The 12,281-nt window shown below is 40.3% G+C and carries 18 protein-coding genes; 1 reads left to right on the forward strand and 17 read right to left on the reverse strand.

The features are described from left to right. Positions 1–212: 212 nt before the first annotated feature. Positions 213–413, forward strand: a complete 201-nt coding sequence (locus tag CJD30_RS03490) for a hypothetical protein (RefSeq protein WP_294916345.1) — start codon at positions 213–215, stop codon at positions 411–413. A 15-nt stretch (positions 414–428) separates the two neighbouring features. On the opposite strand, the gene CJD30_RS03495 is transcribed toward CJD30_RS03490, so the two are convergent. The 17 genes from CJD30_RS03495 to CJD30_RS03575 all read right to left on the reverse strand — a co-directional run bounded on the left by CJD30_RS03495 (position 429) and on the right by CJD30_RS03575 (position 12,278). Next, positions 429–1,214 (reverse strand): DNA adenine methylase, encoded by a 786-nt coding sequence (locus CJD30_RS03495; protein WP_294916347.1) that lies wholly within the window; start codon positions 1,212–1,214, stop codon positions 429–431. A gap of 107 nt (positions 1,215–1,321) precedes the next feature. Continuing rightward, positions 1,322–1,567, reverse strand: coding sequence for a hypothetical protein (locus CJD30_RS03500; protein WP_294916349.1), 246 nt, complete (start codon positions 1,565–1,567; stop codon positions 1,322–1,324). Continuing rightward, on the reverse strand, positions 1,564–1,914 hold the full coding sequence (locus CJD30_RS03505; RefSeq protein ID WP_294916351.1) for a hypothetical protein: 351 nt from the start codon (positions 1,912–1,914) through the stop codon (positions 1,564–1,566). The genes CJD30_RS03500 and CJD30_RS03505 overlap by 4 nt, the downstream gene beginning before the upstream one ends. An 11-nt stretch (positions 1,915–1,925) precedes the next feature. Further along, positions 1,926–2,129 (reverse strand): hypothetical protein, encoded by a 204-nt coding sequence (locus tag CJD30_RS03510; protein WP_294916352.1) that lies wholly within the window; start codon positions 2,127–2,129, stop codon positions 1,926–1,928. Then, positions 2,126–2,557 carry a M15 family metallopeptidase gene (locus tag CJD30_RS03515; RefSeq protein ID WP_294916354.1) on the reverse strand — a complete coding sequence of 144 codons (432 nt, stop codon included), beginning with the start codon at positions 2,555–2,557 and terminating at the stop codon, positions 2,126–2,128. Before CJD30_RS03515 ends, CJD30_RS03510 begins: the two co-directional genes overlap by 4 nt. A gap of 30 nt (positions 2,558–2,587) precedes the next feature. Further along, complete coding sequence (locus CJD30_RS03520; RefSeq protein ID WP_294916355.1) at positions 2,588–2,851, reverse strand: hypothetical protein; 264 nt, start codon at positions 2,849–2,851, stop codon at positions 2,588–2,590. Beyond that, complete coding sequence (locus CJD30_RS03525; protein ID WP_294916357.1) at positions 2,848–3,273, reverse strand: hypothetical protein; 426 nt, start codon at positions 3,271–3,273, stop codon at positions 2,848–2,850. Before CJD30_RS03525 ends, CJD30_RS03520 begins: the two co-directional genes overlap by 4 nt. A gap of 10 nt (positions 3,274–3,283) precedes the next feature. Further along, positions 3,284–4,789, reverse strand: coding sequence for a hypothetical protein (locus tag CJD30_RS03530; protein ID WP_294916359.1), 1,506 nt, complete (start codon positions 4,787–4,789; stop codon positions 3,284–3,286). 13 nt (positions 4,790–4,802) lie between these two features. Then, positions 4,803–5,717, reverse strand: coding sequence for a hypothetical protein (locus tag CJD30_RS03535; protein ID WP_294916361.1), 915 nt, complete (start codon positions 5,715–5,717; stop codon positions 4,803–4,805). Beyond that, positions 5,718–9,473, reverse strand: coding sequence for a hypothetical protein (locus CJD30_RS03540; protein ID WP_294916363.1), 3,756 nt, complete (start codon positions 9,471–9,473; stop codon positions 5,718–5,720). 78 nt (positions 9,474–9,551) lie between these two features. Continuing rightward, complete coding sequence (locus CJD30_RS03545) at positions 9,552–9,800, reverse strand: hypothetical protein (protein ID WP_294916365.1); 249 nt, start codon at positions 9,798–9,800, stop codon at positions 9,552–9,554. Positions 9,801–9,853: 53 nt separating this feature from the next. Beyond that, the gene (locus CJD30_RS03550; RefSeq protein WP_294916367.1) at positions 9,854–10,309 is read right to left on the reverse strand and encodes a hypothetical protein; all 456 of its coding nucleotides are present in this window, start codon (positions 10,307–10,309) and stop codon (positions 9,854–9,856) included. 13 nt (positions 10,310–10,322) lie between these two features. Continuing rightward, positions 10,323–11,240, reverse strand: coding sequence for a hypothetical protein (locus tag CJD30_RS03555; protein WP_294916369.1), 918 nt, complete (start codon positions 11,238–11,240; stop codon positions 10,323–10,325). After that, positions 11,218–11,403, reverse strand: coding sequence for a hypothetical protein (locus CJD30_RS03560; protein WP_294916371.1), 186 nt, complete (start codon positions 11,401–11,403; stop codon positions 11,218–11,220). Before CJD30_RS03560 ends, CJD30_RS03555 begins: the two co-directional genes overlap by 23 nt. Next, positions 11,393–11,620 carry a hypothetical protein gene (locus CJD30_RS03565; RefSeq protein ID WP_294916373.1) on the reverse strand — a complete coding sequence of 76 codons (228 nt, stop codon included), beginning with the start codon at positions 11,618–11,620 and terminating at the stop codon, positions 11,393–11,395. Before CJD30_RS03565 ends, CJD30_RS03560 begins: the two co-directional genes overlap by 11 nt. Then, on the reverse strand, positions 11,620–11,970 hold the full coding sequence (locus CJD30_RS03570) for a hypothetical protein (RefSeq protein WP_294916375.1): 351 nt from the start codon (positions 11,968–11,970) through the stop codon (positions 11,620–11,622). Before CJD30_RS03570 ends, CJD30_RS03565 begins: the two co-directional genes overlap by 1 nt. Continuing rightward, positions 11,961–12,278, reverse strand: coding sequence for a hypothetical protein (locus CJD30_RS03575; protein WP_294916377.1), 318 nt, complete (start codon positions 12,276–12,278; stop codon positions 11,961–11,963). Before CJD30_RS03575 ends, CJD30_RS03570 begins: the two co-directional genes overlap by 10 nt. Positions 12,279–12,281 lie beyond the last annotated feature (3 nt).

The following is a 12,281-nucleotide window of genomic DNA, read 5'->3' on the forward strand; positions in this document are numbered from 1 at the left end:
TAATTTGAATTTAAAATGATAGTAACGTACCTTTTTTAACCTCCATGCAATAAAAATACTATCATTTCAAATACAAATCTAAATAACTATAATATTCCTCGCACAGCTTCAATAACTTGCATTTTAAATTCAAATAACAATATAAATACAAAAAAATACATGAAAAGTGTTATATGATATTCAATATTCTATTGCTCAAAAAAGGAATTTAAGTGCATGAAGAAGCAATGAAAGCATTAACATGTGCATGTGCATTTGGTAAATCAGAATGGGTCAAAGACTGGATATGTAATCATAGTGAAGATGAACAATTTTTATATATGCTTGAACAAGGAAAGAATGTAGCAAAAAGTTATGGACATCAAGAGATTGTTAAATATTTAGAAGAAACGTATCCTGAAGCATTTGTATAAGAGGCATATAGCCTCCTAATAATTCGAAATAAAAACCTCTCTAACCGCCTTTTTACTACCCGATCCTCGAAGTGTATAGTTGATCTCTTTAGTGGACGTGATCTTCATGTCCGCATATAGCTCTCTCACTAGTTCACAGTCGTTATAGCTCAATAGAAACTTGCCTTTGATACCGTGAAGAAGCTCTGATAGTTGACGATGCTCTGCTTCTCCAAATCCTCCAGTGTGTTGGTAGTACTTCTCTGTCGATACATACGGAGGATCACAATAAAAGAACGCATCATCTGCATCATACGTCCGGATCAGCTTATCAAAGCTCATATTCTCAATAGTGACAAACTTCAGTCTCTTAGACCATTGTCCAAAGTCTTTGTAGATATCTTTCGGTCGACGTCCACTCTTAGCGTTCATGGCAAACGTAGTCCCCTTAGCTCCAAAGCTCTGAGAAAGTAGGTAGAAGTAGAAAGCAGCTCGCTCAATATTGTTCCGTGGCTTCATACGTCCGGAGAGAATATCAGCGAATAGTTCACGGCTGATCAGTAGAGTACTCAAGTACATTGATAGGGACTGTGGATTGGTTCGGATAGCGCGATGAAGGTTGATCAGTTCACCATTGATATCATTGACCACTTCGGAGTGTTTTGTAGTACAGGGCTTGCGGTATAGAACGTTGAGCGCACCGCCGAACACTTCAACATAGAGACGATGATTTGGGAATAGGGAGACGATATCGTCTGCGAGTTTTGATTTACCGCCGATCCATGCGAATGGGGCTTTTAGTGTGATTTTTGGATGCTGCATATAATTTCCTGACACCGTGTCATATTTTCACGGTCGAATTAAGATACCGGAGATAATTCCGGTACCGCTGCATCTCCTTTTGTGGTTAGGGGTGAGGCGGGAGCTTCTTACAAACACTTCTCCAGTGCTGCTTCAAAATCATAAAGACAACTTTCTAACTTCGGATAGTTCTCCAGCCGTGCTTTCATCCACTGAGCAATATCTCCAGTCTCAGGAGTAGGATCTTCGCATTTAGGCTTTTTAGTATCGCATTTTTTTGTGATCGTAATCGGCTCATATGGAGCAACTTCTTTTCCGGCACATCCTGAGAAGATCATGACTGCAGTCAAGACCATCAAATATAGTATTTTCATAATTTACTTCCTTCAGCATTTTTACGTGCCTCTTCAGCGATAGCATTCAGATCGGTACAATTATCACCGGTCGGGACGTACTCGATCTTTGTTTTAAATACCGGCTTTGCTGCCATTGTTCGATTAAACTCTGCTTCTTTCTTTAGAGCATCGAGTTTATCTCGCTCCATCCATGCTTTCATGAAAGCAACACTGTCTTTTTCTCGTTTGATTTCAGACTCTTTGGTTTCAACTGTTTGCTGAAGAACGTTGCGCTCTCCGGAGACACTCAAAGTGTAAAAACTAACCCCAATTAAGAGCATTGAAAAGCCTAATGCAGTTGCAATAAATATCTTTAAATTAACCACTTTTTATCCCTTTATTTATCTTGAACAGATGTTGTAGTCAGTAAGCGCATGGCGATCATTACCGTTGGAAATATAATCGCATAGAGCAATCCGAATGACGGTGCTGCATGTACTGATAGATAATCTTGAATAGCCTGTGTTTGAGACTCCATTCCACCAAGTATTCCCATTACAATAGCAATCCAAAAAGTTCGAGTTTTTACGATTTTTTTCATGCTACCATCTCTCCGTTTCTGAGTTGAGCCAAAGTAAGCCCTTTGGAGTCTTGAAAGTGAGGAAGATCTTTCAACGTTTTAAAGTCTCCTCCCCATTCAAGTCCGCATTCTTTACCAATGCGACCGATATCCTGCCAAAGCTTTCCATCCTCTCCTGAGGTATTCCATACTGGTTTTCCATGTCGAACCGCTACAACGTCAAAAGCAAGACGGAAGTTATGGTATGAATAACCGGCTTTAGCATTGGTGACTTTTGCACCTTTGACAGTTCTTCCAATTGCATATAGTGCATCTTGAGATTCATCATCTCGGTAGGTTGCCGTAAAGACAAGATCAATGCCCAATTCAGCTTCACATCGCTTCTCCATCTTAAGTGCTTTTTCTCGAACCGTTGGGTGCAAATCTTCAAGTTTGCGTGAGGTAATCATTGTGTTCTCCTTTATTTTTAGATTGATTTATCATTCACCCTCCGATTTTTTACAGTGATTTTGCTCGAGCTTTTTTAGGATGCAGCATACGAAGTTATCGAACCGTGTTGCAGTTCCTGCTTCTTGCCGTCTAGCGATATAAGAGCTGATCGTCTCATCTTGTGATCCGTTCCAAAATATAACGTTGCCCATCTGATCAAGTACCAAAAGAAAGCGATACCATCGGCTCCTTTTTTCGACATCGTTTTTGAATTTAGTGTAGAGTGCTTCTAACTCTTGAGGTGTACGATTCATGAGAAAAACTTCCCACGCTCGGTGACGAACTGTAATGCGAATTTAGGGAATTCTTCGGCAGTCATAGGTAGTTTTGAACCATTAGCGAAATGGATCACGGTCGAAGTTAACCCAAGCTCAAACGATGCTTTGACCTGAACCATACCGTCACCATCATCTTTGGTGACTGAGATACGACGATCAGTTCCGTCAGAGTTAGTTCCATACACAAAACCTATGAGCATTTCTTCATTGCGTGTGTTTTCTGCTTCTTGCTCAGCTTGTTTTTGTAACTCTTCAGCGGTGAACTCCTGTTCTGGAGTGTTGTTTTTAAGCCATTCATCCAAAAGATCACTCATCCATCCTGTATAGCCATCAGGGATGTGTGTTGATCCATTTATTAGGTATCCATCCCTTTGTTTTTTAACTGATTCAATTTCCATTGTTTACTCCTTATAAACGTGCATCTGCTTTAAATCCGCCAATACAATAACCCGCCTGCCCAACAGTCATACCAGCTGTGGATGCTGAGTAAATACCACATTTATGTGTAGTAATCCTATCTGCCGCAGCAGTTAAGTTGGTTATTAATGACCCTGTTCCTTGAAAGTCTATTGTTCCCGCTGTACCTGCGAAAGAATATAAAGTAATTATTGGAACACCTCTTTTTGCAACTTTAAATTCAATGATTGCACCTTGAAAAGTAGTAGTAGCAGTTATCCTTGCGCCACTAAAATAGGTATTATTGTCATAAGATTTTTCAAAATATCGCATAACCCTCATTTCTTCAATACCAGTAGGGACATTCTGAAATGTAGTTGCTACTGATCCCTCTTCGAGTTGTACTTCATAGATTTCAAAATAGTTTGAAGTGGAATCAAATAGATTAACAATTGTTGCCCCCGTTGGGAATAATGACCCTGCTCTTGATGCATCAGCGGCTAATGTGAAATGTATATCGAATCTTCCCGATGTGTCTTTTGTAATTGTTGATGGCATAGTAAAACTGACGCTATAACGTGTTTTTCCGGTTGCTGAAACAGTATATTTTTTAGGTGTTAAATAAGCTAGACCCGTACCGTCATAAAACCCTATCCCGTAATCTCCCAATTTGTTTGTGTTTACGGTAAAGCTTAGAGTTACAGTTTTACCGGCAAGGTTTGCGATATTGTTCCCCTCTAATGATTGAAGGATAGTCGCCATATCCCCACTGGTTAAGGATGTGTCGGCTACGGTTGGCTGTACTTTAAGACCACCGCCTACAATGCTTGAAATAGTTGCAACTCCTGTAAATGTAGTATTTGCCCGTCCATACTTCCACATCGTAGAAGCGTAGGGTGTTCCAATACCATTAAAAGTTGCAGTTATACTTGTTGCCTCATACCAAAAATCAAAATGACCATCTATAATGTAATTTTTAAATCCGGTGAAAGGTGATAACACTGCCCCATTCATTGAAGGAGAACCAGTAAATGATGGGGAATACATCAATACTGCATAAGTTATTTTTTTAAATGTCAATGTAAGACTATCCCAAAAACCGAACTCGTCTGCATTATCCAATGAAGTTTTAGCTATAGCTGAATGTATTTGTGCTCCGACAGATAAAGGTGTCCAACTTGCAGGTTCTGATATAGGGTTATTGGATGTATTTATAGAACATCTATAATAGAACCCCGCATATGTCCATGACTCACCGACTAATGCGGATGATGTTCCTTGTATAAACAACCCCTTATAGTTTATCAGTGCAATAGCGATATTAGAAGCAGCTACTGCACTCTCTTCTTTAGCATTGACATTGGATTCAAGATCATTGATCTGTGTCACAAATGTAATCAGCTTTGCACCGAGCGATTGAATATAGGCTAAGAATGCATCATATCTTAGTCGAAAGTTTGTTTTATCCGTACTGCTCGGCGGTGTTGGCGGTGCATCAAAATTTACATTTATTGGCATTGTTTCTCCTTATTTAAACTAACCCGACGATGTCTAGGCTAATAGTAGTTTTTGTTGGATTGGATGCGGTCTGTCTGAATTTCTGCAGATATCCAAAAACGCTGAATGCTTCATAGGCTTCACCGATAAATACTACCGGTTGACCTTGAATCCGATCGAGCGATCGATAGTACGCGGTGATCTGTGGAGTATCACTGTCTAGTGTTGGATTGAGCAGTTTTGCGCTGTTACCTTTTGATAGATAAGTAGCCCCAGTCGATGTATCAGTAACGACCGTCGAATAGTCAATACTTGAAAGTTCTACACCCCATTGTGTTGATCCGATGTCTCGCATCATCCCTGCAGCGAATATTCCTAGTTTTGCCGTTCCTGATCCATTAATAGTTATGACGAATGAAATATTACGGGTAAGGGTTGTACGCTCATAAGTGATATTTCCCTGTGTCTCATCGATCCAGTCTCCATACCCATACTCTTCATGTGTTGTCGGTTCGGTGATCACCCCGATAGTTATCGGTCCCTCTATGATTGCAGCCGTATCATTATCCATGACAGAGATCACTACATCTATTGCATCAAGGTTTCCAAGATATAGAGCATGAGCACCATAGCAAGCAACTGTCATCGTAATAGTTCCGGCATTTACAGCCTGAGTATTTAGGAACTGATCAAACGCTCTCCATCGATTCTGAGTACCGAGAAATTTCCAAACACCGGTTGGATTTTTGGTTGCGTCATAGACGTTAATAGCATCTTCAGGACTTTTACCTACGTTTGCCACCAATGCTTGAAACTCGCCTTTTGATGCACCCGATGATGAGACGATAGCTCCGATCATGTAGTTATTTCCTACTACCCATTCAGGATATGAGGTGACGGGGATATTTGAGGATAGTAGTGTAATTGCTCCGGGTATCATTACCTTCATCTATACTCTCCCAGCTGCGATTTGAGCTTGCGTCGTTTGGTTCTGTAGCTCGCGGAATATTCGTTGAAGAGTGTCAAGCATAGGTTTTAATACGGTGCCGTCATTTCTTCCTGTAATAGATGTTGCATCACCGACACGTGATAGCATCATGTCAGATGGTTTGGTATAGGTGGTTAGAGCTTTAATGCTATCGGTATATTTCGTATTAGCATTAGTTGCAGCCATTATTGCTTCGCCAAGACTTTTCCATGTAGTAATCGTCTCAGGAGTAAAGGATGATTTCATAGCCTCTTCATATTTGGAGAGATAGTTCTCTACTGTAATACCGCTAACCCCCATTTGATTCTCAAGCGCTGCCAAATCTTTAGTGAGATAATCTGCCGTAAATTTTAGCTGCTCTATGGTTCCGCTACCGAGCTTCCACTCATTGAATGATCTTGTACTTGATACATAAGTTCCGACAGAGGTAGCGAATGCTTGCGAAATCGTTTGATTGATAGATTTTGCATAATCAGTCCAATAAGAATAAATCGTTGAAAACGTAGAACTCGATTGCTGAACATCTGTAAATGCTGTAATGAAGTTTTTTGCAAGTTGATCTTGGAAGGTAGCCCCTGCATATCTGCCTGCAGCAAGAGTTATTTCTTTAGAGGTACCAAGCTGTACGAGAAGATAATCATAGGTATCAAACAACCCTTTGATTTTTGATTTTTCTACGTCCGATAATGGCGAATACGTTGTCCAGCTGCTTGAGCTAAACCATGACTTCTTTTTATAATCTACATAGGTCTGAGCGTTACTTCCATCCTCTGTAGATGATCCAAAATAATAACCGGATCCTTTTACTTTTGTACTACCGAACATACCACCTACAAGTGAACCGAGTGCTGCTCCAATTACGGCTCCTACCGGTCCGGCGATCAAAGCTCCTGCTGCACCGCCAATTGCCCCATAGGTTCCGGCTTTAGTATCAGCCCCTAGTAGTTTATCCCCTACTGATCCAAGTACATAACCTCCTGCTGCTCCAAGTGCGGCACCGCCAAGCATAGCTCCAGCACCTTCAGCTCCACTAGCTCCGGCTGATGCCCAAGGGGAAGATAATCCCATCCCAAAGTCACCGACTCCCATTGCTGCTGATGCAGCCGCATCGGATGAAAAACCGACATATTGCATACCTGATGCTAGTGATGCTCCCGCTTGACCAAATCCAGCGGCAATCGATGATGATATTCCTCCGGTCAAAGCTCCGTAAATGGTATTAGCGGATGATGCAATACTAATTGCATTCATTACATCAGCGTAATCATTTCCTTGTTTTGTGACTTGACCATTCGCATCGTAAACGGTACCGCCTTTTGTGGTTGTGAAACCTGCATCATCTTTAGTTGCACCGATCAATGCTGCAGGAGTAACTGCCGCGCCGAATACCGATCCAAGACCGCCATAACTCTTGAATAAATTGATAATTCCGCCGGTACTGTTTTCTCCGGTTCCGAGAATAGAATCTGCTAGCGATTTTGATAAACTGCGGGTCATAGACTGTGTGATCGACGACCAAAAGTCTTTTAACCAGTTCCCAAATGAAACGAATTTACCATTCATAGCGTTAAAGAATTGTTCATCCATCGCTTTGTTCATGTTGTCAAACAGACCGGATAGAAATTGATTATCTCTCTTCCATTGTTCTTTTTGGAAGGTATCGTTATCTTTAGCTTTGATAGCCAACATTTGAGCGTTGGTATACCATCCTGTTTCGGCAAGCCTTTTCATCTTCGCTTCTTCTTGAAGATAGTATGCAGATGATGTATCGCCTATCGCCGTGTAATATTCAGTATTAGCGGTTAGCAATCCTGCATTGTAGGTTTTGATTGCTTCTTTGGCTTGCTCATCAGCTTGGAACTGCACCTGAGCTTTTTGTTCAAAATATTTTCTATCTTGATCTATCTTATATTGATTGATCTCATCGGTTGAAAGGATGCCCTGTTTAACCATTTCATCGACTTGGAGCATTTGCTTTATATAATAAGCTGTATCCTCTTCACCGATAGTACTGTAATGATCAATGAGTAATTTATTTTTTTCTGTCTGCTCTTTTTGATAGAGTGCTGTCATAGCAGAGGATGTCAGCTCTGCGATCTTAACTTCATCTACTTTTGCTTTGCGGTATTTTTCAGCTTGATCATTGATAGATGCAATAGCTTTGTCATGCTCATTACCTGTAAATCCGGCAATGTCTTTGTTGATCGATAGATAAGCTTGTTTTAGATTTTCTGCAGCAATCGCCGCTTTTTTAGCAGCTTCCTCTTCAGCCTTTTTCTCAGCATCGGTTTTTTGGTACGGGTTTGTAATAAGTTCATCCACTACAGGTGCATTGATATTTTTGAGTTTTTCATAGTAGCTTACAAGTTGTAACTGCTCTGCATGAAGAGCATCTTTACGCTTTCTTAGATTATCCACAATATCATCATTTTTGGAAGACTGATAAGCAAATCCCGAGCGTTTTTTTAATTCTGCAATGATTGATTTTTCTTCGGCATAAACTTCTTTACTTCTTAGTGAAACATCATGGAGTTGCTGTGCAGTATCTTTTCCAGAAAAAGTATTTAAGTCCGACATAAAGAGTTTACTTCCTGCCGTTTTTGCATTATTTGAAGCTATTTCATTTGTTAAACTTTTGTACTCATAAAGTCCTCCAATAACTGCTGCAATAGAAGCTCCTATTATTACCCATGGATTCACTGCTACTGCAGTATTGAAACTTATTTGAGATACTGTAGCTATTTTTGTTGCTATATCAATTTCTTTAAGAGCTTTAATTCCTGTTCCTAGAAGAGTAACTCCATAGAAAGATCCTGAAATAATTACAGCTTCTTTTGTGTAATGAGATAGATTATCTAGCTCTCCATTTTGATTTTGTAAAAGTTTAGTTAATTCAATAGTTCCTGATTTTGCAAGATCAAATATTCCAGAGTCATGAACTGTACTCATTTTGAATTGATTCCATGAATCTTCAAGACTGGATGTTAAACCGCTCCAGCTGTTTTCCATCTCTTTACCGGCTGCACCGAAATCGCTGAGTTTACCGATCAAGAAATCATAGACGTCACCTTGTTTGATATGCGTTTTGATTTGTTCATTGGTAAGTCCGATGTTTTTGGCGACTACTGAGTTCATATCAATATTGCCGCTTAGTACAGATGCCATTTCTTGTGATAACTGATCCATAGGTACTCTCATAGCCGCTGCAGCTTGAGTCATCAATGTACTATATTTAACAGTTTCCTGAACTGAAAAGCCAAGTTTCATTGAAGGTCCAAGAGCTGCTTGAAATCCTGCAGTTAATTGTTCAAGAGTGGCTGGAGTTTCCAAGTTAGATTTTCTAAGAAGCTGTACAGCTTCTGCAGAGGCTTTTTGTGCCATCGCAAATTTCTGAGATGCATCAATATGTTTACCCATAGAGGTAATGTTTTGAGAGTTGACGGAGATCAGTGAAGCAATACCGATCTTCATTTGTTCAAATTGACCGGTGAGCTCTATACCTGATTTAACGACCGAAGATATGGCACTGTACCCAATGAATGAAGCAATGAGTGTTTTGACCGATGAAGCCATACGGTCAAGACTGGAGGAAGTATTATCAATCTCTTTTGAAGCAGTTTTTGAAACCTTTTCAATGCCATCGATGGAGCTAATGGCTTCTTGTACTGCTTTTACGTCGGCGGTAGTGCTGATTTTGATTTTAAGTTCATTTGACATACACTACCTCCATGAAATATTTATTGAGCTATCTCAGGACTGCTGCTATTGCATACGCAGTGCCGTTGATCATAGGTTTTATGATTTTTTGGATGATATTCCTGCGTTAAACTCAGCCGCCATTTTTCGGAACAATCCGTATGTATCAATGACATCCAAATTCTCTTGGATACAAAAATCTTTTGTAAAATCGTAATTGACCTCCGCCCCGTTCATACTTCCCATAAGAGACAATATAAAACCATAGGCGATAGGTTGCTCATCCGCTGCGAGCCATACAATGGCATCAGGTTCGAAGTCCTCTTCTCTGTATCCATCACTGAGCATATGGAAGCTTGATTCGCCTTTTGCCCATTCGCCCGCAAAACGTATGAGGCGATCTACTTTTTTTTCTGTAACTCCGCAATCTGCTCACCGATTGCAGAAATAATCTTTTTTGGATCGATATTTTTAGATCGGATCTCACTCATAAATGCCGCTTTATCCTCACCGTCTAGGGTTAGCTCTAACCGACGCATCAGTGAACTGGAAAGCATTTTTTCCGGATTTGCTTCTTTGATCTTTTTTTGAAGATCGATGAGCTCTTTTTTGAGGTCTTTATTCTCCCAAAGCAATTTCGCTTTTTCAATAAATCCGACACATTCGATGAGTGCTTGATTTGTTTCAATATCATTGATGATTGATGCTACACGCTGAGCATTTTCATTGACTGCTTCGATAGCTGAAGCAAGCTCATCCATCTCTTTTTGCTGCGTTGAATTAAGCTCATGTAATACGAGATTAAATCCTACACCGTCGATCATGATTAAAACGGGGTATTTCGTTAGAATTTCCATTGTTCACTTCTCCTTATTGATGCGTAATTATGAAGTTGGCATTAGCAACTCCATCGTTTTGAGCGCGAAATTTACGAGTCAATTTCACACGACCTTTTTCATCTGCTTCACCAAGCTCTAGGGCAAAAGCATGTGGAACTTCAAGGAGTACTTGATTTCCTGCATCTCCGACTGTTATCAGAATCGCTTTAAGTTGACCGTTACCCATATCAATCCATGATTGCTCATCAGTTCCTTTTGTTTTGATAGCCACCAAGCTGATTGTTGGATCAAAGTTTGCGATGTAAAATTCGCTCATGCCTGTGGCATAGGTATCTTGAACATCATTACCGACATCAAGTTCAAATGAATCACAGTTAATAGGTGTTCCGCTGATCGTAATAGCCGAAATCTTTGAAATGATTGGAATAATTCCTGCATTCAATGTGACGGTAGGATTCGGATCAGCTTCAGCTTGAGGAGTTGTATATCCGCTTACGGAAAATACTGCTTTTAATGGTTCTCCGACTTTACCGCTAATTTTCATATTGGCAGCTGCACCGTTCACGGTACGTGAATATCCATCACTGAATACTTTGACTACCCCCGACCCTGAAGATGTAATTCCTCCAGGTTTATAGACCGCTTTTGATCCCGGTGTAATAGTTTCATACAGACCGGCAATTTTATAGAGTTCGCATAGCTCAGGAGCAGCACCTAACGTAGCTGAAGCTTTGATAACAGTTGGAATATCAAATGTCACTTTTGTATTGTTCGGATCAACATACCCTTTTTTATTTCCTAAAGCACCGGTTCCTACAGCATTGATTTCGCCTGTAGATACTTTTGGACTCAAAAGGACAAATCCATCCAATTGGACAACATTGACAGCACTTGGAACTGATCCGGACTTTGCCAATAGTGTATTTTTATTCGTTTCCTGTACCGACATCGTTTTTTACCTCCTCATTTGGAATAGATACTGAAGCTTTTCCTGTTTCGATGAGCTTGTCTGCAATTACAGGATCAACTGTTACGGTACCGCTGTACTCTTTTTTATCGATGATGAGCGTTGTTGCTTCATCTATTTCAATATCAACTTTTTTAACCGCCATGATTTCCTCTTTTTATAAGATGCTTTTTAACAATCTCTGCATCGGACGATTCAAGTACGATGGCTTCAAGCAGATCGATCTGCTTTTGTTGGGAGGTAATAATCTCTTTGAGCTGACCGATTTGTGTTTCCTGATTTCGGATCGTTTTCCAAAGAGGAATGATGATAATTGCCACCATAAATTGGACAAGTGGTAGCCAATCTTTAATCGCTTCCATTACGACTCCATATCAATTATTTTTACGTTTATTCGATAGATAAGAAGACCATTATCCGCTACTGCAATCGGTAGCGTTTGCGTATGTTCTATATCCGTTCTGATCCGACTGATTTCATATAAGGAATGTTCAATATCCTCAACGACTTGTTTTAATCCCGATTCTCCTGAAATCGAAAATCCGGCGCAAAAAATGGCGAATTCTCGATCTACAATACCCATTGCGGTGCGGATACCACCGTCATAAAGGATGAATACACCTGATTCAGATAACTCTGCTTGATCTATCTCAATCAAATCAATTCCATTCAATGCCGATTTGATGAGCGCTTGAGAAGATGTTATTCCCATTCGCTTACCCTTTGTCCTATGAAAACCGTTGCGCTAGTAGTAACCAACGGATCAGATGAAGGTGAAGATCGGACTACTTTCATAGCTGTATCGAAGATCGTCTTATCTGTTTCGGTCGGTTGGATTTTGGTTGCGAGCTTGAAACGATAGACTCCGATATCGAGCATCGCATACAAAGCAACGCTTTTACCCTCAATAATCTCTAACACTTCATTGGCAGCACGTGTGATCGCTTCAGGAGTGATCTGTGCCGGATTGGTTAGATTGAGACGTAACCGTTCATCGAGTTTCGATTCAAACTCATTCATTTA

This window comes from Sulfuricurvum sp. PD_MW2 (genome assembly GCF_002633015.1).
Lineage (GTDB): Bacteria > Campylobacterota > Campylobacteria > Campylobacterales > Sulfurimonadaceae > Sulfuricurvum.

What these genes read in the sequence shown, in the direction of transcription:
- CJD30_RS03540 (WP_294916363.1), bottom strand. Translation starts at nt 9,473, where the DNA reads ATGTCAAATGAACTTAAAATCAAAATCAGCACTACCGCCGACGTAAAA.
- CJD30_RS03575 (WP_294916377.1), bottom strand. Translation starts at nt 12,278, where the DNA reads ATGAATGAGTTTGAATCGAAACTCGATGAACGGTTACGTCTCAATCTA.
- CJD30_RS03525 (WP_294916357.1), bottom strand. Translation starts at nt 3,273, where the DNA reads ATGGAAATTGAATCAGTTAAAAAACAAAGGGATGGATACCTAATAAAT.
- CJD30_RS03550 (WP_294916367.1), bottom strand. Translation starts at nt 10,309, where the DNA reads ATGGAAATTCTAACGAAATACCCCGTTTTAATCATGATCGACGGTGTA.
- CJD30_RS03515 (WP_294916354.1), bottom strand. Translation starts at nt 2,557, where the DNA reads ATGATTACCTCACGCAAACTTGAAGATTTGCACCCAACGGTTCGAGAA.
- CJD30_RS03530 (WP_294916359.1), bottom strand. Translation starts at nt 4,789, where the DNA reads ATGCCAATAAATGTAAATTTTGATGCACCGCCAACACCGCCGAGCAGT.
- CJD30_RS03535 (WP_294916361.1), bottom strand. Translation starts at nt 5,717, where the DNA reads ATGAAGGTAATGATACCCGGAGCAATTACACTACTATCCTCAAATATC.
- CJD30_RS03520 (WP_294916355.1), bottom strand. Translation starts at nt 2,851, where the DNA reads ATGAATCGTACACCTCAAGAGTTAGAAGCACTCTACACTAAATTCAAA.
- CJD30_RS03555 (WP_294916369.1), bottom strand. Translation starts at nt 11,240, where the DNA reads ATGTCGGTACAGGAAACGAATAAAAATACACTATTGGCAAAGTCCGGA.
- CJD30_RS03495 (WP_294916347.1), bottom strand. Translation starts at nt 1,214, where the DNA reads ATGCAGCATCCAAAAATCACACTAAAAGCCCCATTCGCATGGATCGGC.
- CJD30_RS03510 (WP_294916352.1), bottom strand. Translation starts at nt 2,129, where the DNA reads ATGAAAAAAATCGTAAAAACTCGAACTTTTTGGATTGCTATTGTAATG.
- CJD30_RS03545 (WP_294916365.1), bottom strand. Translation starts at nt 9,800, where the DNA reads ATGCTCAGTGATGGATACAGAGAAGAGGACTTCGAACCTGATGCCATT.
- CJD30_RS03500 (WP_294916349.1), bottom strand. Translation starts at nt 1,567, where the DNA reads ATGAAAATACTATATTTGATGGTCTTGACTGCAGTCATGATCTTCTCA.
- CJD30_RS03570 (WP_294916375.1), bottom strand. Translation starts at nt 11,970, where the DNA reads ATGGGAATAACATCTTCTCAAGCGCTCATCAAATCGGCATTGAATGGA.
- CJD30_RS03560 (WP_294916371.1), bottom strand. Translation starts at nt 11,403, where the DNA reads ATGGCGGTTAAAAAAGTTGATATTGAAATAGATGAAGCAACAACGCTC.
- CJD30_RS03565 (WP_294916373.1), bottom strand. Translation starts at nt 11,620, where the DNA reads ATGGAAGCGATTAAAGATTGGCTACCACTTGTCCAATTTATGGTGGCA.